This is a genomic window from Acidovorax sp. GW823-FHT02H02, from assembly GCF_058797075.1.
This window is the reverse complement of record NZ_JBXAJH010000009.1, coordinates 105,379-132,286: the sequence shown is the minus strand read 5'-3', so window position 1 is coordinate 132,286 and position 26,908 is coordinate 105,379. Positions and strand designations below refer to the sequence as shown.

Annotated in this window: 28 protein-coding genes and 1 tRNA gene; 15 read left to right on the top strand and 14 right to left on the bottom strand. The window is 66.6% G+C overall.

The window, feature by feature from the left end; all coding sequences use genetic code 11:
• Positions 1–7: 7 nt before the first annotated feature.
• Positions 8–511: a tRNA (uridine(34)/cytosine(34)/5-carboxymethylaminomethyluridine(34)-2'-O)-methyltransferase TrmL gene (trmL, locus tag AC1RDS_RS11645; protein WP_092696885.1), complete on the top strand. Its 504-nt coding sequence runs from the start codon at positions 8–10 to the stop codon at positions 509–511.
• On the opposite strand, the gene AC1RDS_RS11640 is transcribed toward trmL, so the two are convergent.
• A complete protein-coding gene (locus AC1RDS_RS11640) occupies positions 500–1,453 on the bottom strand; it encodes a LysR family transcriptional regulator (RefSeq protein ID WP_492227027.1) in 954 nt (317 codons plus the stop codon). The two genes, trmL and AC1RDS_RS11640, sit on opposite strands and share 12 nt — an antisense overlap.
• On the opposite strand from AC1RDS_RS11640, the gene AC1RDS_RS11635 reads away from it, so the two are divergent.
• Both AC1RDS_RS11635 and AC1RDS_RS11630 read left to right on the top strand, forming a co-directional pair.
• Entirely contained in the window at positions 1,434–1,652 is a 219-nt protein-coding gene (locus tag AC1RDS_RS11635) for a hypothetical protein (protein ID WP_167544055.1), read from the top strand. The genes AC1RDS_RS11640 and AC1RDS_RS11635 overlap by 20 nt on opposite strands.
• Positions 1,653–1,662: 10 nt before the next feature.
• Positions 1,663–1,962 carry a DUF4148 domain-containing protein gene (locus tag AC1RDS_RS11630; protein WP_092696887.1) on the top strand — a complete coding sequence of 100 codons (300 nt, stop codon included), beginning with the start codon at positions 1,663–1,665 and terminating at the stop codon, positions 1,960–1,962.
• A gap of 398 nt (positions 1,963–2,360) precedes the next feature.
• On the opposite strand, the gene AC1RDS_RS11625 is transcribed toward AC1RDS_RS11630, so the two are convergent.
• The 3 genes from AC1RDS_RS11625 to AC1RDS_RS11615 form a co-directional block, all read right to left on the bottom strand.
• Positions 2,361–2,825 carry a MaoC family dehydratase gene (locus tag AC1RDS_RS11625; protein ID WP_287876384.1) on the bottom strand — a complete coding sequence of 155 codons (465 nt, stop codon included), beginning with the start codon at positions 2,823–2,825 and terminating at the stop codon, positions 2,361–2,363.
• 78 nt (positions 2,826–2,903) lie between these two features.
• Positions 2,904–3,521 (bottom strand): nucleotide-binding protein, encoded by a 618-nt coding sequence (locus AC1RDS_RS11620; RefSeq protein ID WP_092696889.1) that lies wholly within the window; start codon positions 3,519–3,521, stop codon positions 2,904–2,906.
• Between the two features lie 108 nt (positions 3,522–3,629).
• Entirely contained in the window at positions 3,630–4,268 is a 639-nt protein-coding gene (locus tag AC1RDS_RS11615; protein WP_092696890.1) for a LysE family transporter, read from the bottom strand.
• 186 nt (positions 4,269–4,454) lie between these two features.
• Here AC1RDS_RS11615 and kefC point away from each other — a divergent pair, with 186 nt between their 5' ends.
• Both kefC and AC1RDS_RS11605 read left to right on the top strand, forming a co-directional pair.
• Positions 4,455–6,326 (top strand): glutathione-regulated potassium-efflux system protein KefC, encoded by a 1,872-nt coding sequence (kefC, locus tag AC1RDS_RS11610; RefSeq protein ID WP_287876378.1) that lies wholly within the window; start codon positions 4,455–4,457, stop codon positions 6,324–6,326.
• Between the two features lie 80 nt (positions 6,327–6,406).
• The gene (locus tag AC1RDS_RS11605; RefSeq protein WP_492227026.1) at positions 6,407–7,048 is read left to right on the top strand and encodes a trimeric intracellular cation channel family protein; all 642 of its coding nucleotides are present in this window, start codon (positions 6,407–6,409) and stop codon (positions 7,046–7,048) included.
• A 100-nt stretch (positions 7,049–7,148) separates the two neighbouring features.
• Here AC1RDS_RS11605 and AC1RDS_RS11600 read toward each other — a convergent pair whose 3' ends face one another.
• The 6 genes from AC1RDS_RS11600 to AC1RDS_RS11575 all read right to left on the bottom strand — a co-directional run bounded on the left by AC1RDS_RS11600 (position 7,149) and on the right by AC1RDS_RS11575 (position 12,535).
• On the bottom strand, positions 7,149–8,159 hold the full coding sequence (locus tag AC1RDS_RS11600; protein ID WP_092696893.1) for a Bug family tripartite tricarboxylate transporter substrate binding protein: 1,011 nt from the start codon (positions 8,157–8,159) through the stop codon (positions 7,149–7,151).
• A gap of 196 nt (positions 8,160–8,355) precedes the next feature.
• Entirely contained in the window at positions 8,356–9,090 is a 735-nt protein-coding gene (locus tag AC1RDS_RS11595; RefSeq protein WP_492227025.1) for an SDR family oxidoreductase, read from the bottom strand.
• Between the two features lie 32 nt (positions 9,091–9,122).
• The gene (pcaD, locus tag AC1RDS_RS11590; RefSeq protein WP_492227024.1) at positions 9,123–9,917 is read right to left on the bottom strand and encodes a 3-oxoadipate enol-lactonase; all 795 of its coding nucleotides are present in this window, start codon (positions 9,915–9,917) and stop codon (positions 9,123–9,125) included.
• Positions 9,918–9,927: 10 nt separating this feature from the next.
• A complete protein-coding gene (pcaF, locus tag AC1RDS_RS11585) occupies positions 9,928–11,130 on the bottom strand; it encodes a 3-oxoadipyl-CoA thiolase (RefSeq protein ID WP_348682553.1) in 1,203 nt (400 codons plus the stop codon).
• Positions 11,131–11,159: 29 nt separating this feature from the next.
• On the bottom strand, positions 11,160–11,804 hold the full coding sequence (locus AC1RDS_RS11580) for a 3-oxoacid CoA-transferase subunit B (RefSeq protein WP_092696897.1): 645 nt from the start codon (positions 11,802–11,804) through the stop codon (positions 11,160–11,162).
• A gap of 29 nt (positions 11,805–11,833) precedes the next feature.
• Complete coding sequence (locus AC1RDS_RS11575; RefSeq protein WP_092696898.1) at positions 11,834–12,535, bottom strand: 3-oxoacid CoA-transferase subunit A; 702 nt, start codon at positions 12,533–12,535, stop codon at positions 11,834–11,836.
• Between the two features lie 92 nt (positions 12,536–12,627).
• Here AC1RDS_RS11575 and AC1RDS_RS11570 point away from each other — a divergent pair, with 92 nt between their 5' ends.
• Positions 12,628–13,425 (top strand): IclR family transcriptional regulator domain-containing protein, encoded by a 798-nt coding sequence (locus AC1RDS_RS11570; RefSeq protein WP_092696899.1) that lies wholly within the window; start codon positions 12,628–12,630, stop codon positions 13,423–13,425.
• Positions 13,426–13,473: 48 nt separating this feature from the next.
• Here the strand turns inward: AC1RDS_RS11570 and AC1RDS_RS11565 are convergent, their stop codons facing one another.
• The gene (locus AC1RDS_RS11565) at positions 13,474–13,695 is read right to left on the bottom strand and encodes a hypothetical protein (protein WP_208859676.1); all 222 of its coding nucleotides are present in this window, start codon (positions 13,693–13,695) and stop codon (positions 13,474–13,476) included.
• 174 nt (positions 13,696–13,869) lie between these two features.
• Between AC1RDS_RS11565 and AC1RDS_RS11560 the strand changes: the two genes are divergently transcribed.
• A complete protein-coding gene (locus tag AC1RDS_RS11560) occupies positions 13,870–14,304 on the top strand; it encodes a DUF1841 family protein (RefSeq protein ID WP_492227023.1) in 435 nt (144 codons plus the stop codon).
• Positions 14,305–14,321: 17 nt separating this feature from the next.
• Here the strand turns inward: AC1RDS_RS11560 and AC1RDS_RS11555 are convergent, their stop codons facing one another.
• Positions 14,322–15,215, bottom strand: coding sequence for a universal stress protein (locus AC1RDS_RS11555; protein ID WP_492227022.1), 894 nt, complete (start codon positions 15,213–15,215; stop codon positions 14,322–14,324).
• A 512-nt stretch (positions 15,216–15,727) separates the two neighbouring features.
• Entirely contained in the window at positions 15,728–16,390 is a 663-nt protein-coding gene (locus tag AC1RDS_RS11550; RefSeq protein ID WP_092696902.1) for a c-type cytochrome, read from the bottom strand.
• 104 nt (positions 16,391–16,494) lie between these two features.
• Between AC1RDS_RS11550 and AC1RDS_RS11545 the strand changes: the two genes are divergently transcribed.
• The 6 genes from AC1RDS_RS11545 to AC1RDS_RS11520 are packed head-to-tail and all read left to right on the top strand — an operon-like array spanning position 16,495 to position 25,490.
• A complete protein-coding gene (locus AC1RDS_RS11545; protein ID WP_026437852.1) occupies positions 16,495–17,349 on the top strand; it encodes an AAA family ATPase in 855 nt (284 codons plus the stop codon).
• Positions 17,350–17,388: 39 nt separating this feature from the next.
• Positions 17,389–17,619, top strand: a complete 231-nt coding sequence (locus AC1RDS_RS11540; RefSeq protein ID WP_092696903.1) for a hypothetical protein — start codon at positions 17,389–17,391, stop codon at positions 17,617–17,619.
• A 2-nt stretch (positions 17,620–17,621) separates the two neighbouring features.
• The gene (locus AC1RDS_RS11535) at positions 17,622–18,224 is read left to right on the top strand and encodes a GNAT family N-acetyltransferase (protein WP_092696904.1); all 603 of its coding nucleotides are present in this window, start codon (positions 17,622–17,624) and stop codon (positions 18,222–18,224) included.
• Positions 18,225–18,242: 18 nt separating this feature from the next.
• Positions 18,243–19,430, top strand: a complete 1,188-nt coding sequence (locus AC1RDS_RS11530; protein ID WP_092697003.1) for a vWA domain-containing protein — start codon at positions 18,243–18,245, stop codon at positions 19,428–19,430.
• 4 nt (positions 19,431–19,434) lie between these two features.
• Complete coding sequence (locus AC1RDS_RS11525; RefSeq protein WP_492227021.1) at positions 19,435–21,315, top strand: autotransporter assembly complex protein TamA; 1,881 nt, start codon at positions 19,435–19,437, stop codon at positions 21,313–21,315.
• Positions 21,315–25,490 carry a translocation/assembly module TamB domain-containing protein gene (locus tag AC1RDS_RS11520; RefSeq protein ID WP_492227020.1) on the top strand — a complete coding sequence of 1,392 codons (4,176 nt, stop codon included), beginning with the start codon at positions 21,315–21,317 and terminating at the stop codon, positions 25,488–25,490. Before AC1RDS_RS11525 ends, AC1RDS_RS11520 begins: the two co-directional genes overlap by 1 nt.
• Before the next feature lie 369 nt (positions 25,491–25,859).
• Here the strand turns inward: AC1RDS_RS11520 and AC1RDS_RS11515 are convergent.
• A tRNA-Arg gene (locus AC1RDS_RS11515) sits at positions 25,860–25,934 on the bottom strand.
• A 56-nt stretch (positions 25,935–25,990) separates the two neighbouring features.
• Between AC1RDS_RS11515 and AC1RDS_RS11510 the strand changes: the two genes are divergently transcribed.
• Positions 25,991–26,467, top strand: coding sequence for a hypothetical protein (locus AC1RDS_RS11510; RefSeq protein ID WP_492227019.1), 477 nt, complete (start codon positions 25,991–25,993; stop codon positions 26,465–26,467).
• Positions 26,468–26,558: 91 nt separating this feature from the next.
• Complete coding sequence (locus tag AC1RDS_RS11505) at positions 26,559–26,891, top strand: hypothetical protein (protein WP_492227018.1); 333 nt, start codon at positions 26,559–26,561, stop codon at positions 26,889–26,891.
• Positions 26,892–26,908: the final 17 nt, after the last annotated feature.

Here is a 26,908-nt window from a genome sequence, read left to right as displayed (position 1 = left end):
ACAGGCCATGTTCCATATCGTCCTGGTCGAACCCGAGATACCGCCCAATACCGGCAATGTGATTCGCCTGGCGGCCAACACGGGTTGCACGCTGCATCTGATCGAGCCCCTGGGTTTTTCGATGGAAGACCGGCTGATGCGCCGCGCCGGGCTGGATTACCACGAATACACCCAGGTGCAACGGCATCCGGGGTGGACCGCCTTCCTGCGCAGCGCCCAGCCCGACCCCACGCGCATGTTCGCCCTGACCACGCACGGCAGCCAGAGCGCCTTTGACACCTGCTTTCTCCCCGGCGACTGGCTGGTGTTCGGTGCGGAAACGCGGGGCCTGCCCACCGCGTTGCGCGAAACCTTCCCGCCCGCGCAGCGCGTGCGCCTGCCCATGGTGGCCGGGCAACGCAGCCTGAATCTCTCCAACGCCGTCGCAGTGACCGTGTTCGAAGCCTGGCGCCAGAACAGCTTCGGCATGCCCCGCGTGACGGCCGCAGCCGCGCTGGAATCATTGCTCTGACACCCTGCCGCCTTCAGGGCGCGAGGACGCCAGATGCTGCGCGTGCTCGCTGACAAAATCAAGAAACACCTTGGTGCGGGCCGGCACCATGCGGCGCGACGGCAGCGCGGCATACACGGCGTAGCGGGAAAAAATCCAGTCAGGCAACACATGCACGAGCGCACCGCTGGCCAGATGGGGGCCCGCCAGCAACCGCGACATCACGGCAACGCCCATGCCGTCCACCGCGGCGCGCAGCAGCACGCCTGCGCTGACGGACTGCAGCACCACCGGCACCTTCACCTCCTGCGCCGCGCCCGCGCCCTGCACGGGCCGCAACCGCAACCGTTGCGCGATGCCGCTCCGGGAGCGAACCAGCTGGCCTGAATAACGCAGGTATTCGTGGTGCTGCAGATCGCCGGGCTCGGCAGGCACACCCATGCGCTGCAGATAGGCAGGTGCAGCAATGACGATGGCCTCCCAATGGGCCATGGGCCGGGCCACGATATTGCCATCGTAGTCCTCCCCAGCCACCATGAAAGTGACATCAAACTCGTCCACCCGCGACGCAGGCAACGCATCCACCAGGATATCGAGCATGAGCGTGGGATACAGCACATGCCACGACGCCAGCAGCGGTGCAAGAAAGTGCGTGGCCAGCAAGGGGGCCGCCAGCACGCGAATGGTGCCGCGCAAGTCGCGGGTGCTCGACGCGGCGGCGGCCTCTGCGTCGTCGATTTCGTGCAGGATGGCGCGCACGCGCTGCAGATAGGCCTCGCCGGCATCGGTCAAGGCCAGCTTGCGGGTGGTGCGCTGCAACAGCCGCGTGCCCAGGTGCTGCTCCAGATCGGCCACCAGCCTGGTCACGACGGGGGGCGACAACTCCATCAACCGTGCCGCAGCAGCAAAGCCCCCCTCTTCGACGACGGCCTGAAACACACGCATGGTCAACAATCTGTCCATTTTGGCAACAAAGTGTTATTCGAGCATTGATTATTTCATTTTTAAGAACCATTCATTGCCCGCATTGCCATTTCACCAAGGGATACCCCTCTATACAGTGGCTTTCATCGATGGGTTGCACATGCGCGGGCGCTCACCGAGGCCGGACAAGACCGGGGCAAAACCCGGCCTGGCCCGCAGCAAATGGCTCCATTTTTGAAGGAAACGTCATGAATGCATACCCCACCCTGCCCATCGCCGCCGCCCTGGCCGTCGGCGCGCTGGCCGCCCAGGCGGACTCCGCACTGCCCGGCGATAGCGAATGGTCCAACTATCCCTTGACCACCACGAGCACGCTGACCCGTGAGACCGTGATTGCCGAGCTGGTGGCAGCCCGCAAGGCAGGCACGATGCCCAGCGACCGCGAGTGGTACAACATACCGGCGCCACTGGGCAACACCCCGGGCCCCGTGCAGGCAGAGGCGATGCCCGCAGCGACGACCAACTCCGTTGTCACCGGTAACCAGTGATGCCGTGGCGCGGCAAGACTGCCGGCCGTCTGCCGCGCTGCACCCCGCAACGACAAGGCCTGCCGGCGCGCACCGGCAGGCCTTGTGCTTTGAGAGCCTGTTCACGATCTCGCAGGGGATCGCGTTGGAGCGCAATCGGGATGAGTGGATGCTTCGGGTGCGCCGCATGGGCTCGTGCCCATGCAAGCGGCCGGGGCGGCCTTGTCGCCCGATTTCGCTCCAACCCATCGGGCAGTGGTCTTTGCGGGCGGTCTGCGGCGTTGCGGCGCTTGTGGATAGCCGGGCTATCCACTGCACACCGCGCCTTGCATCCCATCGCGCAAAGACCGCTGCGCGACCCCTGGGAGATCGTGAACAGGCTCTGAGGGCCGCTCCAAATGACCGGAGGTGAAACCACCTCAAGGCGCTGCGCCGTAACTGCGCGCCAATGATTCGGCCACGCACGCCGGCTTGTCCCCGCCCTCGCGCTCCACGGTCACCAGCCAGGTCATCTGCAGCCCGTCGGGCGCCAGGGCTTCGGTGGCCTGCAGCACCAGGCGCGCACGCAGGCGGCTGCCCACAGGCACGGGCGCCGTGAAGCGTACCCGGTTCAGCCCGTAGTTCACCCCCATGCGTGCACCTTCGATGCGCAGCCCCTGCTCAAAAAAACGCGGAATCAGCGACAGCGTGAGAAAACCATGTGCGATCGGCGCGCCAAACGGCCCGGCCCGGGCACGCTCGGGGTCCACATGGATCCACTGGTGGTCGCCCGTGGCCTGGGCAAACAGGTTGACCTGTTCCTGCGTGATGGTGATCCAGTCGGTCACGGCGACCTCCTGGCCCACGCAGGCGCTGACTTCAGAGTAGGAGCGAAAGGTTTTCATGCAGCCAATGTAGCGCTGCGGCCCGCGCAGGGCGTGTCGGACAAGCGACAGCAAGGCACCGCCGCTGCGGGCTGGCTTTCAGGCGTCCAGCCAGGAACAAATCCCTTGCCACTGCTCCAGGTCGCGCGCCACGCGTGCGGGCGCCACATCGAACAGCGTGAGCCCGTGCGCCGCCAGGTGCACATAGTTCTGCGTGTCGCGCAGATAGCCCAGCACGGGAAAGCCCAGGCTGTCGACAAAGTGGTGCAACTGCTCCGCGGCCTTGGTGCGGGCGTCCACCCGCATGCCGACAATGCCCACCTGCACGCCCGCGCCATGGCGGTGCTCGGCCAGCTGGTCCAGGAAAGCGCGCGTGGCGAAGATGTCGAACACGCTGGGCTGCAGCGGCACAATGATGCGGTCGGCCAGCTTGAGCACATCGCTCAGCCGCCGGCCATGCAGGCCCGCCGGGGTGTCGAGCACCGCGTGCGTGCTGCCCTTGGGCGGCTTGGTGATCTCGTCGGCGCTGGCGTCCCAGGCGCCTATGGGGCGTGCGGCGGGCGGGCGCAGGCCCAGCCACAGGCGGGCGGACTGCTGGCGATCGGTGTCGCCCAGGATCACCGGATGCCCCTGTCGGGCGTAATAGCCGGCCACATTGGTGGACAGCGTGGACTTGCCCACGCCGCCCTTGGGATTGGCGACAACGACCACTGGCATGGCACATCCTCCCGGGATCACAGGTTGAAAAACAATTGGAGCGAAAAATTCCTCTGGCGCTCATGCATCCAGCGCGCACAGCGATCCAAATAAAAGCAACCGCTCCGCTCAGGCATGCTGTCCGCCGCGCTTGACGAAGAACAGCCCCGCACCCACCGCCATCAGCAGCCCGCCAAACACGCGGTTCTGGGTGCGCACCGCGCTGGCGCTGCGCATCAGGCGGCGCAGCGCGCTGGCCCCGGCAGCGTAGCCGTGCATCACCGTCACGTCCACCGCCACGGTGGTGGCGGCCATGACCAGCAGCTGCATCCACAGCGGGCGGCCATCGGTCATGAACTGGGGCAGCACGGCCACCATGAAGATGATGCCCTTGGGGTTGGTGGCGTTGGTCAGAAAACCCGTCAGAAAACGCTTTTGCCACGGGCCGGCAGGTGCCGCCTCGTCCCCGTGCAGTGGCGAGGCCTCGCCCGCGCGCCACTGGCTCCAGCCCACATAGATCAGATAGCAGGCGCCCAGCACCTTCACCACGCTGAAAGCCAGCTCGGACGCCAGCAGCAGCGAGCCCACGCCCGCACCGGCAATCAGCAAGATCATCAGCAGTCCGGCCTGCAGCCCGGCGATGGTGGCGCCCGTCTTGCGCACGCCATACGACAGGCCATGGCTCATCGACAGCACAGCCCCCGAGCCCGGGGACACCGCAATCAGGCACGATGCCGCAAAAAATGCCAACCAGATCTGCAAGTCCATGAAGAAGCCCTACACAAGAATGGCAAGCATCTTAGCAACCGGCTGCACGGCCCCATGGATATGAACGAAAATACCCACCAAAGCTTACCCCACAAGCGCTACAAGCTACTATAAAAATAGCAATCAACACAGGTGCCAGAATCAGTGCCAGACTCTGCGCTGACAGGCCGCCACCGCACACACCCCATGGAACACGCACCCACCTGGCTCACCTACGGCTTTCTGTACCTGGGCGCTGCGGTGCTGGCCGTTCCCATCGCCAAGGCGCTCGGGCTGGGCACCATCATTGGCTACCTGGCGGCGGGCATCGCCATCGGCCCCTGGGGCCTGGCGCTGGTCAGCAATGTGCAGGACATCCTGCACTTTGCCGAGTTCGGCGTGGTGCTGATGCTCTTTCTGGTGGGTCTGGAGCTGCAACCCAGCCGGCTGTGGGCGCTGCGCCGCCCCATCTTTGGCATGGGCAGCGCGCAGGTGCTGGGCTGTGCGGCCTTGCTGTTTGCGCTGGGTGCGCTGGCCGGCCTGCCCTGGCGCGTGAGCCTGGTGGGCGCCTTGGGCCTGGCGCTGTCGTCCACGGCGATTGCGCTGCAGTCGCTGGCCGAACGCAACCTGTTGCGCACACCCGGAGGGCAGGCAGGGTTTTCCATCCTGCTGTTCCAGGACGTGGCGGCCATCCCCATCCTGGCCCTGCTGCCGCTGCTGGGCGCGGCCGGGGCTGCCGGCGCCACACACTCTCCCGGCGATCTGGCGCTGGAGGCCCTCAAGATCGTCGGCGTGATCGGCGCCATCATCCTCGGCGGGCGCCTGCTGCTGCGCCCCGTGCTGCGCTGGATCGCCAAGAGCAAGACGCCCGAGATCTTCACCGCCGCCGCGCTGCTGCTGGTGGTGGGCATGGCCTACCTGATGGTGCTGGTGGGCTTGTCGATGGCGCTGGGCGCATTTCTGGCGGGCGTGCTGCTGGCCGACAGCGAATACCGGCGCGAGCTGGAGGCCGACATCAAGCCCTTCAAGGGCCTGCTGCTGGGGCTGTTCTTCATCGCCGTGGGCATGGGCATCGACTTCGGCGTGATCCTGCGCTCACCCGGGCTCATGGCGGCCATCCTGGCCGGCTTTCTGGCGGCCAAGGCCATCGTCATCTACACGCTGGCCAAGCTCGTCAACATTCCCTACCAGGAGCGCCCGGTGTTCACGCTGCTGCTGGCGCAGGGCGGCGAGTTTGCGTTCGTGGTGTTCCAGGCCGCTGCGGGTGCCAAGGTCTTCGCGGCCGAAACCGCCTCGCTGCTCATTGGCGCCGTGGCGCTGTCGATGCTGATCAGCCCGCTGCTGCTGGTGCTGCTGGACCGCGCGCTGCTGCGCCGCCATGCACATGTCAAGGCCCCGGCGGCAGAGGAAATCTCCGAACCGCAGGAAGCGCCCATCATCATCGCGGGCTTTGGCCGCTACGGGCAGATCGTCTCGCGCGTGCTGCTGGCCCAGGGCATTCCCACCACCGTGCTGGACCACAGCGTGGAGATGCTGGAAGTGGCACGCACCTTTGGCTACCGCGTGTTCTATGGCGACGCCACACGCCTTGATTTGCTGCGCATTGCCGGCGCCGAGCACGCACGCATCCTGGTGGTGGCGGTGGACGACCCCGAGCAATCCCTCAAGATCGCCAAGCTGGCGCGCGGGCACTTCCCACACCTTCAAATCGTGGCTCGCGCACGCGACATCACCCATTGGAACAATCTGCGCGACGCAGGCGTGACGCTGGTGCAGCGCGAGCTGTTCGAGTCGAGCCTGCAAAGCGCCCACACGGTGCTGGAGCTGATGGGCCTGCCGCCCGCAGAGGCCACGGCCATCACCCAGCGCTTTCGCACCCACAACATCGCACTGGTCGACCGCATGTACCCCCACCACAAGGACCGCACCAAATACATCGCCGTGGCCCGCGAAGGGCGCAGCCAGCTGGCCGATCAGATGGCCAAGGAGCGCCAAGAGCGCCGCACGCCCGATGCCGCCCCGGCCAAAGGCCCCGCCCCCGAGGGCTTGCCACGGGAGTCAAGCCAGGATGGCCTCTGATGCTTTAGAAAAAAGCGCCGACAGCTATATATTCAATAGCTAATTCACTCAGAACCGCCACCGCACCATCCCCCCCCCCCATGGACCTGCCAGAAACCCCGTGGATACACACCCTGCGCTTTGTGCTGGAAGTCGCGGCCACCGTCGCTTTTGCGCTGTCGGGCGTGATCGCCGCCGCGCGCCAGCGCATGGATGCGGTAGGGGTGTGCGTGGTGGCCTTCGTGGCCGCCTTTGGCGGCGGCACGCTGCGCGACCTGCTGCTGGACCAGCGGCCCTTCTTCTGGGTGCGCCACACGGGCTATGTCTGGGGCATCCTGGCACTGTGCGTGGGCACCATGCTGTTCATGCGCCAGCGCCACTTCCAGCCCACCGAGCGCGCCATGCTGCTGCCCGACGCGATTGGCCTGGGCCTGTTTGCTGCCATCGGTGTGGATGCGGCCATGGCGTTGGGCATGCCGCCGCTCATTGCCGTCATGATGGGCCTGATCACCGGGGTGTTCGGCGGCGTGCTGCGTGACGTGCTGTGCAACAAGGTGCCCCAGGCCTTCAGCGACCACCGCCCCTATGCGCTGTGCGCCTTTGCCGGCGGCTGGGTCGATGTGGTGCTGCGCCAGTTCCAGGCGCCCGAATGGGCCGCGCTCTTGGCCTGCGTGCTGGTGACGGCCGGGCTGCGCGGGCTGGCGCTGTGGCGCAACTGGCAGCTGCCGGCGTGGCGGGTATGAGCGCGCGGCGCGTGCGCCAGGCGTTTTGAAACAAGAATAGCTGCTGGCGCACCATGCATGTGCGCCAGCAGCTATCCATTTCAAAGCAACCGGGTTGCGGTCAGTCCAGACTTGCGCCCGACTCCTTGACCACCTTGCCCCACTTCGCCGATTCCGACTTGATGAAGGTGGCAAACTGGGCCGGGGTCTCATTGACGGGCTCGCCACCCTGGTCAGCAATCTTTTTCTTCACCTCGGGGTTGGCCAGCACCTTGGCCAGCGCGCCGGTGAGCTTGTCCAGCACCGGCTTGGGCGTGGCGGCTGGCGCAAACATGCCAAACCACGACATGGCCTCATAGCCTGGCACACCGGCTTCGGCGATGGTCGGTACATCGGGCAACTCCGCCGAGCGCTTGGAAGTGGTGATGGCAATGGCGCGCAGCTTGCCCGAACGCACATGAGGGATCACCGATGGCATGTTGTCAAACATGATGGCGATCTGGTTACCCAGCAGATCGGTCACAGCCGGTGCGCTGCCCTTGTAGGGGATGTGCGTGAGATCCACCTTGGCCAACGACTTGAACAGCTCACCCGAGAGGTGTGGCGAAGCGCCGTTTCCGGGGGAGCCGAAGTTGATCTTGCCGGGGTTGGCCTTGGCATAGGCGATCATTTCGGGCACCGTCTTGAACGGTTGCTTGGGGTTGACCACCAGCAGGTTGGGCACATTGGCCACGCGCGTCAGCGGTGCGAAGTCCTTGATGGGATCAAAGGGCATCTTCTTGTACAGGCTGGCGTTGATGGCGTGCGTGCCCACGGTGCCCATGAACAGGGTGTAGCCATCGGCTGCGGCCTTGGCAGCATATTGTCCGCCGATGTTGCCACCTGCACCGGCCTTGTTTTCCACCACCACTGGCTGGCCCAGCTCAGTCGAAAGGTATTGACCCACCAGTCGTGCCAGGATATCGGTCGTGCCGCCGGCCGAGAAAGGCACAACGATAGAGATGGGCTTGGTGGGGTAGGCCTGTGCCAGGGCGGCGCCCGGCAGGGCGGCCGTGCCGGCGGCCAGGCTGGCCAGGACAGCCAGGGCCTGGCGGCGGCCGGCCAGGAAGGTGCGGCGGGTGGAATGGGTCATGGTGATTTCCTCTGTCTTGCTCGGGAGAATGGGGCCTGCTGCAAAGGGCGTGTGCGCGCCCCGGCGCAACAGGCAGGGTCAAGGCCTCACAGATGGGGCCGGATCAGGATGGCCGCGATGCAGATCGCGTCCACCAGGAACGGGTTCACCAGGGTGCAGCCCATGGTGTTCTTCGACAGCAGGCGCTGCCATGCGGTCAGACCCCTGCCACGCCGACGGTCATGCCACCGCAGACGTACAGGACCTGCCCCGTGACGAAGCCGCTGCGCGCGTCCAGCAGGTAGCTGGCGGCATGGGCCACATCCGCGGGCGTGCCGATGCGCCTGACGGGCACGGACTCGACGATGGCGCGCGGTGCGTCGGGCGGATTGGCGCGGTCGAACAGTTCGGTGCGGATGGGGCCGGGACCGATGGCGTTGGACGTGATGCCATGCTGGCCCAGCTCCAGCGCCCACACGCGGGTCATGCCGATCAGGCCGGCCTTGGTGGCGGCGTAGGCGGTGCGCAGCTCCTTTCCCAGCGCAGCGCGCGAGGACATGTTGACGATGCGCCCGAAGCCGGCCGCTTTCATGCCCGGCAGCAGTGCCTGCATGCACTGGAAGGCGCAGCGCAGGTTCAGCGACACGGCCAGGTCGAACTCGGCCATGGTCTGGTGCTCGGCATCGGCTGGCACCACCACGCCCACGTTGTTGACCAGGCGGGTGATGGGGCCGCCGGCCAGTGCCTCTTGCAGGGCCCGCGCGGTGTCTGCCGCATCCGACAGGTCGGCGCGCAAGCCGCCGTGCACGCCATCCACCATGCGGTCGATGACAACCGGCAGGTAGCCTTCGGCGCGGCAGCGCTCGGCAATGGCGGCGCCGATGCCGGCGGCGCCACCGGTGATCAGCACGCGCTCCGGCGCGCCTGCGGGGCTGGTGTGGGGGTAGCTCATGCGAGTTCCGGTACGTTGCGCGCGCGGGTGGCTCAGGCCCCCGTGGCCAGAAAGGCCGCCAGCGCATCGTCGAACGCGGCGGGAGCTTCCAGGTTGGACAGGTGCGAGGCAGACAGCTCGGCCAGGCGCGCGCCGGCGATGGCGCGCTGCATGGCCTGGGCGTCGGCCACGGTGGTGACCGGGTCGCTGGCGCCGGCAATCAGCAGGGTGGGCACGCGGATGGCGCTGATGGCACCCCGCAGATCGGCCTGCGCCAGGGCTTCGCAGCAGGCGGCGTAGCCCTCGGGCGCGATGCCGGCAATCCAGCCTTGCGCACGGGCCACCAGCGCGGGCTGGGCCGCGATGAAGGGCTCGGTGAACCAGCGGCCGGGCGACGAGGCGGCCAGCTCGGCCATGGCCGCCGTTCCCTGGTCGCGCACCAGCACGGCGCGGGTTTGCCAGCCTTCGGCCGTGCCAATCTTGGCGGCGCTGTTGCACACCACCAGATGGTTCAGGCGCTCGCCTGCATGCACGCCCAGCCACAGGCCGGTGAGGCCGCCCATGGAGATGCCGCAAAAGCTGGCCTTGGCAATGCCCAGCGCATCCAGCAGCGCCACCACATCGCCGCCGAGCTGGTCGAAGCTGTAGGGGCCGGGCGATACCACGCTGCCACCGTGGCCGCGCGTGTCATAGCGCAGCACGCGGTGCGTCTGGGCAAAGCGCTGTGCCTGTGCATCCCACATCTCCAGCGTGGTGCCCAGCGAGTTGGAAAACACCAGCACGGGTGCATCGGCCGGGCCGTCCAGGGCAACGCGAAAGCGGCCAGCCGCAGTGTCAATGGTTTGCATCGACATGGCTTCAGACCCGTTCGAGGATGACGGCAATGCCCTGCCCCACGCCAATGCACATCGTGCACAGCGCGTATTTGCCGCCGTGCTCGTGCAGGCGGTTCACGGCGGTGGTCACCAGGCGGGCGCCGCTGGCACCCAGCGGGTGGCCCAGCGCAATGGCGCCGCCCCAGGCGTTCACGCGGGCGTCTTCGTCCTTCAGGCCGAGGGCGCGCAGCACGGCCAGGCCCTGGGCGGCAAAGGCTTCGTTGAGCTCGATGACGTCCATGTGGTCGATGGTCAGGCCGGTCTGGGCCAGCACCTTCTGCGTGGCGGGCGTGGGGCCGAAGCCCATGATGCGCGGCGCCACGCCGGCCGTGGCCATGCCCACCACGCGGGCGCGGGGCTTGAGGCCATACTTGGCGGCATTGGCTTCATCGGCCAGCAGCAGCGCGCAGGCACCGTCGTTCACACCCGATGCGTTGCCGGCGGTGACGGTGCCGTCAGGCCGCACCACACCCTTGAGCCTGGCCAGCGCTTCCAGGCTGGTCTCGCGCGGGTGCTCGTCCTGGCTGACGACGATGGCGTCGCCCTTCTTCTGGGGAATGGTCACGGACACGATCTCGCGCGCCAGGTGGCCGGCCTGGATGGCAGCCACGGCGTTGAGCTGGCTGCGCAGCGCCATGCGGTCCTGCGCCTCGCGCTCGATGCCGAAGTCGGTGGCCACGTTCTCGGCGGTTTCGGGCATGGAATCCACGCCGTACTGCGCCTTCATCAGCTTGTTGACGAAGCGCCAGCCGATCGTGGTGTCATACACCGCGTTGTTGCGGCTGAAGGCAGTCTCGGCCTTGGGCATCACGAACGGGGCGCGGCTCATGCTTTCCACGCCACCTGCAATCATCAGGCCGGCTTCGCCCGACTTGATGGCGCGCGCGGCCGTGCCCACGGCATCCAGGCCCGAACCGCACAGGCGGTTGATGGTGGCGCCCGGCACCTCAATGGGCAGGCCCGCCAGCAGGCTGGACATGCGGGCGACGTTGCGGTTGTCCTCGCCGGCCTGGTTGGCGTTGCCATAGAGCACATCGGTCACGGCGGCCCAGTCCACGCCGGGGTTGCGCTCCATCAGCGCCTTGAGGGGGATGGCGCCGAGGTCGTCGGTGCGCACGCTCGACAGCGCGCCGCCGTAGCGGCCAAAGGGGGTGCGGATGGCGTCACAGATGAAGGCTTGGGTCATGGGTGTGTTCGGTGGTGTGGAGGGAAGATTCAGGCCTGGATGGGCAGACCGACCAGGCGTTCGAGTTCGGCGTGTTCCAGCCCCTCGACCTTGTCGATGAGCTGGAGCCCCTGCGGCGTGCAGGCCAGCGTGGCCAGGTCGGAATAGATGCGCTTGACGCAGCCGATGCCGGTGAGCGGGTAGGTGCAGCGCTCGACGATCTTGCTGGCGCCCTGCTTGGTGAGCAGGTCCATCATGACCCAGGTCTGCTTGGCGCCGATGGCCAGGTCCATGGCGCCGCCCACGGCGGGAATGGCGCCGGGCTCGCCCGTGCTCCAATTGGCCAGGTCGCCCGTGGCTGACACCTGGAAGGCGCCCAGCACACAGATGTCGAGGTGGCCGCCGCGCATCATGGCAAAGCTGTCGGCATGGTGGAAGAACGCTCCGCCCGACAGCAGGGTGACGGGCTGCTTGCCGGCGTTGATGAGGTCGTAGTCTTCACTGCCCGCTGCCGGCGCCGGGCCCATGCCCAGGATACCGTTCTCGCTTTGCAGGATGACCTCGCGGCCCTCGGGGATGTGGTTGGCCACCAGGGTCGGCTGGCCGATGCCCAGGTTGACATAGGCGCCGTCGTGGATGTCTTGCGCCACCCGTTGGGCCAACTCTTCTTTACTACGTTTTTGATAGCTGCTCACGCTCGCTCCTTTTGCGCCAGAGGCCTGATTCATGCAGATTTCTTGAAACCACCGGCCTGCGTGGCAACGCGGGCGATCTTCACGACGTGGCTCACATAGATGCCCGGCGTGACGATGGCTTCGGGGTCGAGCGCGCCCAGCTCCACCACCTCGTGCACCGTGGCGATCGTGGTCTTGGCGGCGGTGGCCATCACCGGGCCGAAGTTGCGTGCCGACATGCGGTAGGTGAGGTTGCCCCAGCGGTCGCCTCTTTCGGCCTTGATCAGGGCCACGTCGCCGTAAATGGGGTACTCCAGCACGTAGTGCTTGCCGTTGATTTCGCGGGTTTCCTTGCCCTTGGCCAATTCCGTGCCATAGGCCGTGGGGCAGAAAAATGCACCAATGCCAGCACCGGCGGCGCGAATGCGCTCAGCCAGGTTGCCCTGCGGCACCAGCTCCAGTTCGAGCTTGCCGCTGCGGTAGAGGCCATCGAACACATAGCTGTCGGCCTGGCGCGGAAAGCTGCAGATGACCTTGCGCACCTGGCCCGCCTTGAGCAGCGCCGCCACGCCCTGTTCGGCGTTGCCGGCGTTGTTGTTGACGATGGTCAGGTCGCGTGCGCCATGGGCAATCAGCCCCTCGATCAGCTCGTCGGGAATGCCCGCCGTGCCAAAGCCGCCAATCAGCACGGTGGCCCCGTCCTTCACACCCGAGAGGGCTTGCGCCACCGAGTCCGCTATCTTGTTGATCATGGAAAGTCTTCCGGGAAGTAGCAAAAAAATCGCCCGCATTTGTTCTTATAATGAACAAATGTTCGCATAAAGAATTATATGCCGAGCACTCCATGAACACCAATACCCCTCCTGCCAGCCCCAGACCAGGCGACAGCTACGTGCAGTCCTTCGCGCGCGGACTGGAAGTGATCCGCTCGTTCAGCGCTAGCGCGCCGCAGCAGACCCTGAGCGAGGTGGCCGCACAGACCGGGCTGACCCGCGCGGGCGCCCGGCGCATCCTGCTCACGCTGCAGACGCTGGGTTATGTGGAAAGCGATGGCCGGCTGTTTCGCCTCACCCCGCGCATCCTCGATCTCGGGTTTGCCTACCTGTCGTCCATGCCCATCTGGGACCTGGCCGAGCCGGTGATGGAAGAACTGGTGGAGCAGGTACGCGAGTCGTGCTCGGCGGCCGTGCTCGACGGCCTCGACATCGTCTATGTGCTGCGACTGCCCACCCACAAGATCATGCGCACCAATCTGGGCGTGGGTTCGCGCCTGCCTGCCGCCTGGACATCGATGGGGCGGGTGCTGCTGGCCGGCCTGCCCGACGACGCATTGCAGGCGCGGCTGCAGGGCCTGATCCCGCAGCGCTTCACCCAGCACACCGTGATGGACATGCCCACCCTGCTGGAGCGCATCCGCCAGGCACGCACGCAGGGCTGGTGCCTGATCAATCAGGAACTCGAAGAAGGGTTGATTTCGATTGCCGCACCGCTGACCAACCGCGCGGGCCAGACCGTGGCCGCCCTCAATATCAGCGGCCAGGCCAACCGCTCCAGTGCCGAGGTCATGCAGGCCACCATGCTGCCCGCCCTGCTGCGGGCCGCGCAGTCCATCTCGCGCATGCTGGGCACCCAGCACGGCTGACCGCCCTGCGTGCAGCGGGAGCACGAGACAGGCCCGCAGAACGCCCGCTCAAGGCTTGCGAAAGCCCAGCACCAGCACCACCGCGCCCAGCGCAATCGCGCCCAGGCTCAGCCACTGGGGCACGTTCACCGTCTCTTTGTCCTTCACGGTCAGTTCCAGCGGGCCGAGCTTGGCCTGGGTGGTCTCTTTGGTAAAGCTGAAACCGCCGGTAAAAAAGCCGGCCAGCCCCAGCACGATCAGGACCACTCCGGTCAGGCGCAGTGCATTCATGGCCTATCTCCCACATCCGGGGCTGTTGGACAAAGGCACGGCATTGCCCCCGGTTTCCCCGCCTGTGCCCGGCCACTGTAGGCCCGCGCAGCAGCGGCGCGTGTAGGACGCCACCGCAAGGGCGCGCGCCGGCGCCCTGCTGCGCCGGCCTATCTGCGTGCTACGCTCAGCGCCATGTTCAACCCGTCCCAAGCCGACGTGCGCCGCTTCCTCTGCGCGGTGCACGCCAAGACCCTGAGCGGCCAGCCCATGGAGGCCATCGAAACCCTGGCCAGCCTGTGGATCGCCGAGCACCCCGAATACCACGCCGAGCTGTCCGATGCCGACGCCGCCGTGGCGCGCAACTACGACGAAACACCAGAGCAGACCAACCCGTTCCTGCACCTGTCGATGCACCTGTCGATCAGCGAGCAGTGCAGCATCGACCAGCCGCGCGGGATCCGCCAGGCGGTCGAGCTGCTCACGGCACGGCTGGACTCCCTGCACGACGCCCACCACGCCACCATGGACTGCCTGGGCCAGATGCTGTGGGAGAGCCAGCGCGCAGGCCGCCCGCCGGACGGCGATGCCTACATCGCCTGCGTGCAGCGCCGCGCCACACGGGACTGAGCGCGCCAGCGAAGGCGTCAGGCAGACACACCGGAAACCGCGCGCCTGGGCGCCGCCATGCGCCCTTGCTGCAGCGCATAGTCGCGGGGAAACACCAGGACATCGCATTGCACGCCGCCCACCAGCCGCACCGCAACGCTGCCCATCAACCACGCAAAGGCTGCCCAGCGGCGTGTATGGCCGACGGCAATCAGATCGGCACCAGAAGCCTGGTGCTGCACCGCCAGCTGGCACGCAGGATCGCCAGCCCCGATGACCGTGGCGACCCGGTTGCGGCGGGTGTCAAAAGCGGTGGCCAGCGGCAGCATCTTGCGGCGTGCGTGCTCCCGCACTTCTGCGCGATAGCTCTGAATGGCTTGCATCGATGCCTCGGCGCTGCGCAGCCTGGCCTCGTCGCGGCGGTCAATGGCGTGGTAGAGCTCCAGCCGCGCCTCGGCTTGCACCCCCCCGGCATACCGCACCAACGCCCCTGCGGCCTCGGAGAAATCCACCGCAACCAGCACATGCTGGTAGGCACCCTTGGGCGTGTTCTGCACGATCAGCACCGGACAGCGGCTGCCGCGCAGCACCCGCGCCCATGGCGAGCTCCGCAGCAGGTGCATCCAGCTGCAATGCGCACGCCGGTCCATCACCAGCAAGTCAGCGCCCGCCGCTGCGGCCAGCGCATCGGTCACCACGTCGCCGGTGCCCCGCCCTCCTGCAACGACGGCAATGCCATGGCGCCGGGCCAGTTGGCGCGCCCGCTGCTCCAGCCGCGCGTGCGGATCGGTGAACTTGGGGTCGGGCATGTCGGTGCCGTAGAGGATGCGCAAGCGCGCATGGTGGCTGGCTGCGACCATGGCGGCACGGTCCATCGCCTGTTCGGCGGCGGCAGAAAAATCGGTGAGGGCGACAATGGATCGGAGGTGCATGAAACTTCCCGGTAAGCGTACGAACGGCCGGCGCAGGGCGCCGCGCTGGGTTGCGCCATCCATGCGCCCACGCCACGAAAAACCACGGAACGTGAGCGGAGGGAAGCCGGAAGCTCCATCGCGGCAGCACGACATGCGCGCGCGCTGGTCCGGCAACACTGCCCGGCGGTGGTTCGATGACGCTCTTGGGAAGAAGAAACCGCCGGGCCTAGGAATCTGCGGCCGGCGAAGCTGGTTTCTGAACACCCGTCCTTTGCACGGCGCGTGCGGGCAGCGCAGCCGTCTTGGACGACTCGGCGGCACGGACACAGGCGGGAAAAACCAGAATATGCATAGGGTCACTTTACCAACGAGACCCCCAATGGGCAACCAAGCCCCTGCGCAGCGTGCCAGATAAACCGGCAGCTGCGATTGCCGGCACCCTGCCTGCCGGCAGAAACAAAAGAGCCCGCTGGCTGCGGGCTCTTGGCGAATGGCGTGGGTCGGCGGAGCCAGACCCTGAGGTGCTCAGCTCAACGGAAGCGCGATTGCGGCACGGTGTGCAGGTCGCCATCCAGCGAACCCACATAGCTTGCCAGCGCCTTCAGTTCGGCGTTGGTGAACTGCTTGGCGATGCCGCCCATGATGGCGTTGCCACGGCCCACATGGGCGTTCTTTTCCACCTTGTACGACTTGAGCGCCACAAACAGATAGTCGGCATGCTGGCCCGCGATCTTGGGATAGGACGGGTCGATGGGCTTGGCGAAGTTGTCGCCGTGGCAGGACACGCAGGCGCCCTTTTTCAGCAGCTCGGCCACTTGCACGCTGGGTTCGCGGCCTGGCTTGGCGGCCACTTCGGCGCCGGTCTTGCCGTGCTGCTCATAGTAGGCCGACACATCGGCAATGTCCTGCTCGGTCAGCGAATCGGCAATGCCGCGCATGGTGGGGTGCTTGCGCTCGCCCTTCTTGTAGGCGGTGAGCGCGGCAGCAATGTACTTGCCGCTCTGGCCCGAGATCATGGGCACCTTGTGCACTTCGGGAAAGCTGGACTGGTAACCCGGAATGCCGTGGCACCCGATACACATCGCAATTTTCTGCTTGCCGGCTTCGACATCGCCTTTGGTTTCCTGGGCTTGGGCAATCGCCGTCACGGAAGCGACAGCCAGGGCGAATATCGTGGTCAACGTCTTGTTCATTTTGCGCGCACAATCGTGTGAAGGTTCAGCTCGGGGCTCTGATCAGTCGGCGATTATAGCCAGCGCTTGTCAAGCCCATCCATCAACATTCCGGTGTTTCGTTCATGAAATTTCAAGGCTCCCAGAACTACGTCGCCACCCAGGACCTGATGCTCGCGGTGAACGCCGCCATCACGCTGCAGCGCCCCCTGCTCATCAAGGGCGAGCCCGGCACCGGCAAGACCATGCTGGCCGAGGAGGTGGCCCAGGCGCTCGACATGCCGCTGCTGCAGTGGCACATCAAGTCCACCACCAAGGCGCAGCAGGGCCTGTATGAATACGACGCCGTGAGCCGCCTGCGCGACAGCCAGCTCAATGATGGCGACAGCGCCGAGCGCGTGAAGAACATCCGCAACTACATCGTGCAGGGCGTGCTCTGGCAGGCCTTCACGGCCGACCGGCCCGTGGCGCTGCTGATCGACGAGATCGACAAGGCCGACATCGAGTTTCCGAACGACCTGCTGCGCGAAATCGACCGCATGGAGTTCTACTGCTACGAAACGCGCGAGCTCATCAAGGCCAAGCACCGCCCGCTGGTGTTCATCACCTCCAACAACGAAAAGGAGCTGCCCGACGCGTTTTTGCGCCGCTGCTTCTTCCACTTCATCAAGTTCCCCGAAGCCGACACGATGCGCCAGATCGTCAACGTGCACTTCCCCACGCTCAAGAGCGAGTTGCTCGGCGTGGCGATGAAGACGTTCTACGACGTGCGCAATCTGCCGGGCCTGAAAAAGAAACCCTCCACCAGCGAGCTGCTCGACTGGCTCAAGCTGCTGGTGGCCGAAGACATACCGCTGTCGGCGCTGCAAAGCGCCGACAACAAGGTGGCTGTGCCCCCGCTGGTGGGCGCGCTGCTCAAGAACGAGCAGGACGTGAGCCTGTTCGAGAAGCTGGTGTTCATGAACCAGCGAAACCGATGAGCTTCGCGCACCACAGCCACCCCCTACTCAATTTATTGCATGACTGACACCAAACGACTGCTGATGGAAGGCGCATCCGACGCCGTGGGCTTTGTCGGCGGCGCGCTGGCAGGCTTCTGGCTGGGCCGGTGGCTGGGTTTCGACATCTTTGCCGCAGGCTACGGCACCGCCAGCCTGGCGGGCATCGCGCTGGTGGGCCTGGGCGGGGGCCTGGGCCTGCATGCGGCGCGGCGCTGGCGCGCCAGCCGCCGCACGAAATCGGAGCAGTGACCATGGCGCTGGTGGAACCCGTCATCCTGCGCGACCGTGGCGTGCGCCTGGAGCCGCTGGCACTCGTCCACGCAGCGGGCCTGGCCGCTGCGGCGGCCGATGGCGAGCTGTGGAAGCTGCGCATCACCTCGGTGCCCGAGCCCGAGGGCACGCGCGCCTACATCGAAAGCGCGCTCGCCATGCGCGAGCAGGGCAACCGTTTTGCCTTTGCCGTGGTCGAAGACGCCACGGGCAAGGTCCTGGGCTCCACCAGCTACCACGACATCGTGCCTGCGGTGCGCCGCGTGGAGATCGGCTGGACTTGGTACTGCCAAAGCGTGCAGCGCACCCATGTCAACACCACCTGCAAACTGCTCATGATGGGCCACGCCTTCGACACGCTGGGCTGCCATGTGGTGGGCTGGCGCACCGACAACTACAACTTTGCCTCGCAACGCGCCATCGAGCGCCTGGGCGCCAGAAAGGATGGCGTGCTGCGCGGCCACGCGCTGCGCCGCGACGGCACCATCCGCGACACGGTGATGTACAGCATGCGCGCGGGCGAGTGGCCCGAGGCCCGGGCACAGTTGCTATATCTTTTAGAGCGTCATGCGCTTACCCGGTAAGTGCCGGAGGCCAGAATCATGCTGATCGACTTCTTCTACACCCTGCGCGCTGCCAAGCTGCCGGTTTCGGTCAAGGAATACCTCACCCTGCTCGAAGCCCTGCAGGCCGGCGTGGTGGGCCCCAAGTCGGACGATGCGTGGAGCCTGGACGACTTCTACAACCTCTCGCGCCTCACGCTGGTCAAGGACGAGAAGCACTACGACAAGTTCGACCGGGCGTTCGGCGCCTACTTCAAGGGCGTCGAAATGGTGGCCGACTTCACCAAGGAGATCCCCGCCGATTGGCTGCGCAAGATCCTGGAGAACGAACTCACGCCCGAGCAAAAGGCCGCCATCGAAAAGATGGGCTGGGACGAACTCATGGAGACGCTCAAGAAGCGCCTCGAAGAACAGAAAGAGCGCCACGAGGGCGGCAGCAAATGGATCGGCACGGGTGGCACCTCGCCCTTTGGCCACGGCGGCTACAACCCCCAGGGCATCCGGATTGGCGGTGCTGGCAAGAACAAGAGCGCCGTGAAGGTATGGGAGCAGCGCGCCTACAAGGACTACGACGACCAGCAGGAACTGGGTACGCGCAACATCAAGGTGGCCCTGCGCCGCCTGCGCAAGTTCGCGCGCGAGGGGCATGAGCTGGAGCTGGACCTGCCCGACACCATCCGCAGCACGGCAGCCAACGCCGGATACCTGGACATCAAGATGGTGCCCGAGCGCCACAACAACGTGAAGGTGCTGCTGCTCATGGACGTGGGCGGCACCATGGACGAACATATCCAGCGCGTGGAAGAACTGTTCAGTGCCGTGAAGACCGAGTTCAAGCACCTGGAGTTCTATTACTTCCACAACTGCGTGTACGACTTCATGTGGAAGAACAACCGCCGCAGGTTTGCCGAAAAATTCCCGACCTGGGACATCATCCGCAAGTACAACAAGGACTACAAGCTGATCTTCGTGGGCGACGCGACCATGAGCCCCTACGAGATCCTGCAGCCCGGCGGCAGCGTGGAATACAACAACGAGGAAGCCGGCGCCGAGTGGATCCAGCGCCTCACGCACGCTTTCCCCAAGTTTGCCTGGATCAACCCCGAACCCCAGGGTGTGTGGCAGTACCGCCAGAGCATCAGCATCATCCAGCAGCTCATCGGCAACCGCATGTACCCTTTGTCACTCAAGGGGCTGGAAGAAACCATGCGGCTGCTGTCAAAATAAGCACATGCCCATTGCGCCTCCAACGCCGGCCCGATGGCCGGCGTTGCTGTTTTTCTGCGTGGTGTGCCTGCAAGGCTGCAGTCTCCTGCCCCGGGGCGAACCAGATGCCGCCGCAGATGCTGCCGCCATTCCGGTCACTGACAGCTCCGCCTTGTCTGCCTTCACGCTCGAAGTGAACGCACCCGATGGTGTGCGCGAGACCCTGGAGCGCCATCTGGAGCTGCAGCGTTTTCGCAACCTCACCGACCTGCAGGACGGCGAGCTGCAGCGCCTGCTGGCCGCCGCCGACGCCAACGCGCGCGAACTGCTGGGCACGCTGGGCTACTTTGCGCCCACCATCACGGTGGTGATGACCGACACCCCGGCCAGCAGCGCCGCCTTGCACGCCGTGGCGGTAACGGTAGAGCCCGGCCCGCAGACCCGCATTGCCAGCACCCGCATCACCGTGGCCGAGCGCACCGACGAAGACACCGACAACCGCGCACGCCGGCAAGAGAGGTTGCAGCGCAACTGGTCGCTCCAGCCCGGCGAGCCCTTCACCCAGTCGGCCTGGGACAGCGCCAAGACCGACGGCCTGCGCCAGCTGCAGGTGCGGCGCTACCCCACGGCCCGCATTGCACAAAGCCGGGCAGAGGTGGATGCCGACACCCACCAGGCGGCGCTGAGCGTGACCTACGACACCGGCCCGGCCTACCGCTTCGGCCCGCTGGTGGTTGAGGGCAGCGAACGCTACGACCCCGATGGCGCACGGCGCCTGGCCCGCCTGCCCACCGGCGCTTTCTATGACGAGGCCGCGCTGATGGACACGCAGTTGCGCCTGGCCAGCAGCGGTTATTACGACGCCGTGTTCCTCACCCTCGACACCGAAGGCGCCGACCCGCAATCAGCCCCCGTGGTGGCGCAGGTGCGCGAGGCGCGGCTGCAAAAACTGGTGTTTGGCGCCGGCCTGTCCACCGACAGCGGCCCGCGCCTTTCGATGGACCACATCCACAACCAGCTGCCCGGCGTGGGCTGGCGTGCGGTCAGCAAGCTGTCGCTGGACCGCAAGACCAAGCTGGCAGGCACCGAGTGGACCGATCTGCCCGACGAGAACGGCTGGCGCTGGTTTGCCTCGGCCCAGGGGCAGCGCGAAACCACGGGCGACTACGAGGTCAACAGCGCGCGCCTGCGCACCGGCCGCAGCAAAAGCAGCACACGCATCGACCGCAACTATTTTCTGCAATACGACTACGCCAACAGCCAGGGCCTGAACGCTCCGTCCTCGGCCACGGCGCTGACCCTGAACTACGGCTGGACGGGCCGCTATTTCAACAGCACCGTGGCACCCACGCGCGGGCACGGGCTGGCGGTGGAGCTGGGGGCGGGCACCACGTTCACCCCGGAGCGCGACCCCTTTGTGCGCACGCTGCTGCGCTGGCAAGCGTTCCTTGCAGCGGGCCGCGTGCAGGCCGAAACCGGTGGCGCACGCAATGCCCGCGTTGCCCTGCGTGCCGAAGCCGGCGCCGTGCTGGCACGCCAGGCCGCGCAGATCCCGGTGACCCAGCTTTTCCTGACCGGCGGCGACACCACCGTGCGCGGCTATGGCTACCGCGCCATCGGCGCCCGCACCGAGAACAAACAGCTCTTTGGCGGCCGCTACCTGGCCCTGGCCAGCGCCGAATGGCAACGCCCCATTGTTTACAACGGCGCCATGACCGACTGGGAGAGCGCGCTGTTCATCGATGCCGGCGCCGTGGCAGACCGCGTGGGCGACATGGCCCCCCGCGTCGGCGTGGGCGCCGGTGTGCGCTGGCGCAGCCCGGTGGGCCCGCTGCAGGCCGACCTGGCCTATGGCGTGCAGGCAAAGCAGCTGCGGCTGCATCTGCGCCTGGGGTTCAGCTTCTGATGCGCCACAAGCCACCAGCCCGGCGCGCACCCCCGGCAGACTTTTCGGCGGGCGGTGCCACGCCATCCACTGCGCCCGCGCGTGGCCTGTGGGCGCACCAGGCACTGCGCCTCACGGGCTGGCTGCTGGTGTGCCTGTGCGCCCTGGTGCTGGCAGCCGGCACGCTGGCCTGGTGGTGGTCGGGCCGCGACAGTTCCCTGGCGACCCTGCTGGCACGCGCAGCCCTGTACCTGCCCGCCGGCCAGACGCTGGAAAGCCGCGAGGTGAGCGGCTCGCTGCGCAGCGGTGGCCGCATCGGCTGGCTGCGCTGGAGCAGCCCCGCACTGCGCGTGGAAGTCAGCGATGCCCGCGTGGGCTGGCAACTGGCGCCCTTGCTGCAGCGCCGCCTGGAACTGGGCGAGGTGCATGCCGCCCACCTGGCGATCACCCCGCTGGGCCCGCCGAGCGCTGAACCCCCGACCCCGCTCGACACACTGCTGCTGCCGCTGCAGATCGGCCTGCCCTTTCGCATCGACCGCCTGCAGTGGGCTGGCACACCGGCCGTCGATGCAACGGGGCTGGTGGGCGACTACCGCTTTGACGGGCGCCAGCACCACCTGGCGATAGGCGAGGTGGCGCTGGCCCAGGGCCGCTACACCGCCCGCGCCACCCTGGACGCCCAGGCCCCCATGGCGCTCGACGCCACGGTGGATGGCAATGTGTACCAAGCCGTCCCCGGCAGCGGCACCTGCGTGCAGGTGCAGGCCCACGCCACGCTCAAGGGCACGCTGTCCGGCCCGGCGGCGCAATTGCAGCTGGAGGCCCGCCTGCGTCCCCTCACGCAGACAGCACAGCCACCACAGCCCGCCGAAGCCGCCACGCCCGAAGCCATGCAGGCCGACCTGCAGGCCACCCTGGCCCCGTGGGCGCCCCAGCCGGTGCGACAGGCGCGCGCCACGCTGCATGCCGTCAACCTGGCCACGCTGTGGCCCCAGGCCCCCGCCACGCGGCTGCACGGCACGCTGCAGGCCGGCCCCACGGTGGCGCCGGCGGCCTCGGGCTGGGCCGTGCAAGCGCAGATCCAGAATGCGCTGGCAGGCCCGTGGGACCAATCGCGCCTGCCGCTCACTGCCCTCGCGGCCAGCGCCACCTGGGATGGCACGCGCTGGAGTGTTCCCGGCGCCACGGCCAGCGTGGGCCAGGGCACGGCCACCCTGCAGGGCCACTACACACCCGCCACCGGCGCCATCGACGCGCAAGCCCAGCTGCGCCAACTGCCCCCCGAGGCACTGCACTCGGCACTGGCCGCCGCGCCCCTGTCCGGCAGCGTGGTGGCGCAAACCCAGGGCAAGGGCGGCATGGCCTTCACGGCCGACATCGGGGCCGGCCAGGCCCGCGCGCCGCGTGGCCCTGCACTGCGCATCAACACCCTGCAGGCCAGGGGGCAATGGCAGGCACAGGAAGGCGGCGGCACCGTGCGGCTGGATCGCCTGCTGGTCGATGCCATGCAGGCGCGGCTGCAAGCCACCGGGTTGCAGGTGGCGCTGGGCGCCATCGCCGTGCAAGGGCAAATGCAGCTCACGGTGCCCGGCGCCAGCGCCCACGCCCAGGGGGCTCTCGCACCCCGCACCGGCGCCGGCGAGCTGCAGCTGCAGTGGACCGACGCCGACCGCACCCAGCGCTGGCTGGCCCAGTTGCCGGGCCTGGCCGCCGCGCTGCCAGGCGTTGCGCTCAAGGGCCAGGCGCAACTGGCCGGCCGCTGGACGGGCGGCTGGCAAAGCCTGGCAGAGCAACTGCAGGCCGCCCGGGAGGGCAAGTCGCCGCCTGCGGACAAAGCCCCGTTCACGCTGCAGGCCACGCTGTCAGCCCCGCAATTCGACCTGGCCCTGCCGCCAGGCAACGGCACCACCGCAGTGCCCACCTCCGTGCAGATGCAATCGCTGCAGGCGCAGCTGTCGGGCTCGCTGGCGCAGGCCACGCTGGCACTGGACGGCCAGCTGCGCACGGGCCCGCTGCAGACCACACTGCACGCCCGCGTGGCGGGCGGGCTGGCATCCGCCGGGCCATGGAAGGCGCAGGTGCACACGCTGCGGGTGCAGGTGCAAGACACCCGACGCCCCGGCCCCTGGACCCTGGCGCTTGCCGAGCCCCTGGAACTGACGGCGCAGTTCGGCCCCGTCGCCGGCGCACCCGGCAGGGTGGCACTGCAGGCGGCGGCCGGTCTGGCCCGCCTCACCGGCCCGCTGCCCGGCAGCGTGGCGCTGCAATGGCAGCCCCTGCGTTACCAGTCAGGGCCCGGCCCGGCAATGCGCCTGCAAAGCCAGGGCCGCCTGCAAGGCCTGCCCTTTGCCTGGCTGGATGCCCTCGGGCTGGAAGGCGCGCCGGCCGTGGCCGGCCAGCCGGTGCAGCCGCTGCTGGCCCGCCTGGGCCTGGGCGGCGACATGCTGCTGGAAGGCCAATGGAACGTGGATGCCGGCACCACCCTGCGCGCCCAGGCCAGCCTGCGGCGCACCAGCGGCGACCTGCACATCCTCACGGGCGAAGCCACCCCGGTCACGGTGCTGCAAAGCAGCGGCCAGGGTACCGGCGCGGGCAGCCCCACTGCCATCACCGCCCCCCCGCCCGGCAACCGCGCTGGCGTGTACCAGGCCGAGCTGACGCTGGAGGCCGAGGACCAGGCCCTGCGCGCACGCCTGCTCTGGGCCAGCGAGCGCGCCGGCGAGATCGACGCCAGCGCCAGCACCCGCCTCACCCTGGGCGAGTCACTGGCGGATGCCACCTGGGCGCCCGACGCACCGCTGGCCGCCAGCGTGCGCGCCCGACTGCCCGACGTGGGCGTGTGGTCGGCCCTGGCCCCGCCAGGCTGGCGCGTGCGCGGCACCCTGGATGCCAACGCCACCCTGTCGGGCACGCGCAACGCCCCCCACTGGGCTGGCACGCTGGGCGCCGATGGCCTGGCCGTGCGCTCCGTCGTCGATGGGGTGGATCTGCAAAACGGCCAGTTGCGCGCCACGCTGCGGGGCAACCAGCTGGAGCTGACCGAATTGCGCCTGCAGGGCGGGCGCGGCAGCAACGCGCGCATTGCGGGTTTCAGCGGCAACCGCACGCCCGCGCCGCAAGACGGCGGCACCCTCACCGGCTCGGGCCGCCTTACCTGGGGTGAGCCCGGCGCAGGCCTGTCGGGCATGGCCATGGACATCACCGCCGAGGCCCGCGCGCTGCAGGTGCTGGTGCGCGCCGACCGCCAGGTCAGCGTGTCAGGCCAGGTGCAGGCGCAGTTGCAGCAAGGCCAGTTCAGCCTGCGCGGCAAGCTCACCACCGACCGCGCGACCGTCATCCTGCCCGACGAATCGGCGCCCCGCCTGGGCTCGGACGTGGTGGTGCGCTCGGCCGCGAAAGACCGCGAAGCCCAGGCCAAGGCCCAGGCAGCCGGCCGCGCCCACCAGAAAGCGGCGCAGGCCGAAACCACCCGGCCGCCCGCCGTGGCCATCACCCTCAACCTGGGCCGCGACTTCGCACTGCAGGGCCAGGGCATCACCACCCGCCTCACCGGCGAGCTGGACATCCGCAGCAGCACCGTGCCCGGCGCCCCGCCCCGCGTGACCGGCGAGGTGCGCACCGACGCAGGCCGCTACCGCGCCTGGGGCCAGATGCTGGACGTGGAGACGGGCCTGATCCGCTTCAACGGCCCCTACAACAACCCCGCGCTCGACATCCTGGCGCTGCGCCCCAACATCAGCGTGCGCGCCGGGGTGCAGGTCACCGGCACGGCCCTGGCGCCACGCGTGCGGCTGTATTCCGACCCCGAACTGCCCGACGCCGAAAAGCTCTCCTGGGTGGTGCTGGGCCGCGACGCGGCCAACGGCGGTGCCGAGGCCGCCGTGCTGCAGCAGGCGGCCCTCGCCCTGCTGGGCCGCGGCGGAGGTAGCGGCAACCCCACCGCCCAGGTGGCCAGCCGCCTGGGGCTGGACGAGATCGGTTTCAAGGGCCCAGGTGCCGGCGAAGACGCCGCCACCGCCGCCCTGACCTTCGGCAAGCGCCTGTCCAAGGACATGTACGTGACCTACGAGCGCAGCCTGTCGGGCACGCTGGGCACGCTGTACATCTTCTACGACCTCTCGCGCCGCCTCACCCTGCGCGGCCAGACGGGCGAAAAAAGCGCGGTGGACATCATCTACACCGTGCGCTACGACTGATCCGGGCGCCGCTTTACAAGCCCAATACGCTCTTGACGCCCATGCGGGAACCGCTACCAGCTATCAATACAGAAGCACCGGAACGCGTACAATCCGCGCCTGCTTGCTCCTCATAGTTCAATGGATAGAACGAGTGCCTCCTAAGCCAAGAAAGGGCAGTCAACAGCCACTCTAAGTTGTTGATTTTTATAGAAAATAGTCCTACCCAATCCTCTAAAATCTACCTTATTCCAACCTACTCTTGGAACAAATTTGGCACAGGATAGAGGCAAAACGGTAGGCCAGAAACGACAACAGGTAGCACATGGCTACCTGTTTTTCTATATGGTGCTTGATATGGCTTAGCTATCACAAAGCAAATGGTGATAGTGGCGTCCCCACCAGGAATCGAACCTGGATCTGATTCTTAGGAGGAACCTGTTCTATCCATTGAACTACAGGGACGCAAGCCCGCTACTATAGCAGCAGCACAGGGCCTTAGACAAGAAAACGGATAAGAGATGGTTGATCAGCAACTGATTGATTATTTGAAGGAAAGAACCAAAGGCAGTTTGCTCATGTCTCCCGAACAACTGGCTGAAAAAATTGGCATACCTTCTAAACAGCGATCAAAGCTCAGGAAAGAAGGCAGGTTTCCTGTCCCCTTCAAAAACATAGGAAGGCTGATCTACTACTCCGTCTATGATACGGCTGATTTCCTGCTCAATGGTGAAACAGCACCAACCAACCCCATTGCAGAGCCAGAAGCCACACCACTACCCAAGAAAAAGCCTGCCAAGAAGACTTTTTCAGAGGTTCAGGACTTGTCCCATATCTTCATGCTGAGAGCTTTTGCACAGTCTTTGGAAGAACGGGCTACAGCAATGCTTTCTTTGGCAGAGAACGTGAAAGACTATGCCAACAAGAAAGAAATGATGGAGAGCTTCAGCAAGAAGTTCCCACCAAAGGGTTTAAATGAGCCCGTAGTGAAACATTGACACTACACCTCTGCACAACAGTGGCAACGGCCGCAACAGTTGCCGTACCATTACAAGTAGACAACAACCCTTACAGATACGGTGGTGACGGATGCGAATCGCACTGAGGACAAGTGGAGGCAGAGGCGAATATGAAGTGGCAGGGAGCCATGAATCCATTCACGTTCATGACGTTTTTGACCGTCAGATAGTTTTAGAGCTTCTTCCAGGGGTTAGATTTTCTACGAACAATTTTGTTCGCCATACCCAAGGCAAGCCTCGAATTAGACTTCTTGACCAGTACAGTGATTCACATGCCTATCTGATCTTGGCAGCAATTCTTTTGCTACCCAAGCCCAAGCGAGAAAATGCAGCAACACCGGGAGGCAAGCTTCAAATCTACAAAGATAATTTCTCAGGAGCCTGTCAGAAAGTTTGTGTGTGAGGCATAGCATGTCAACA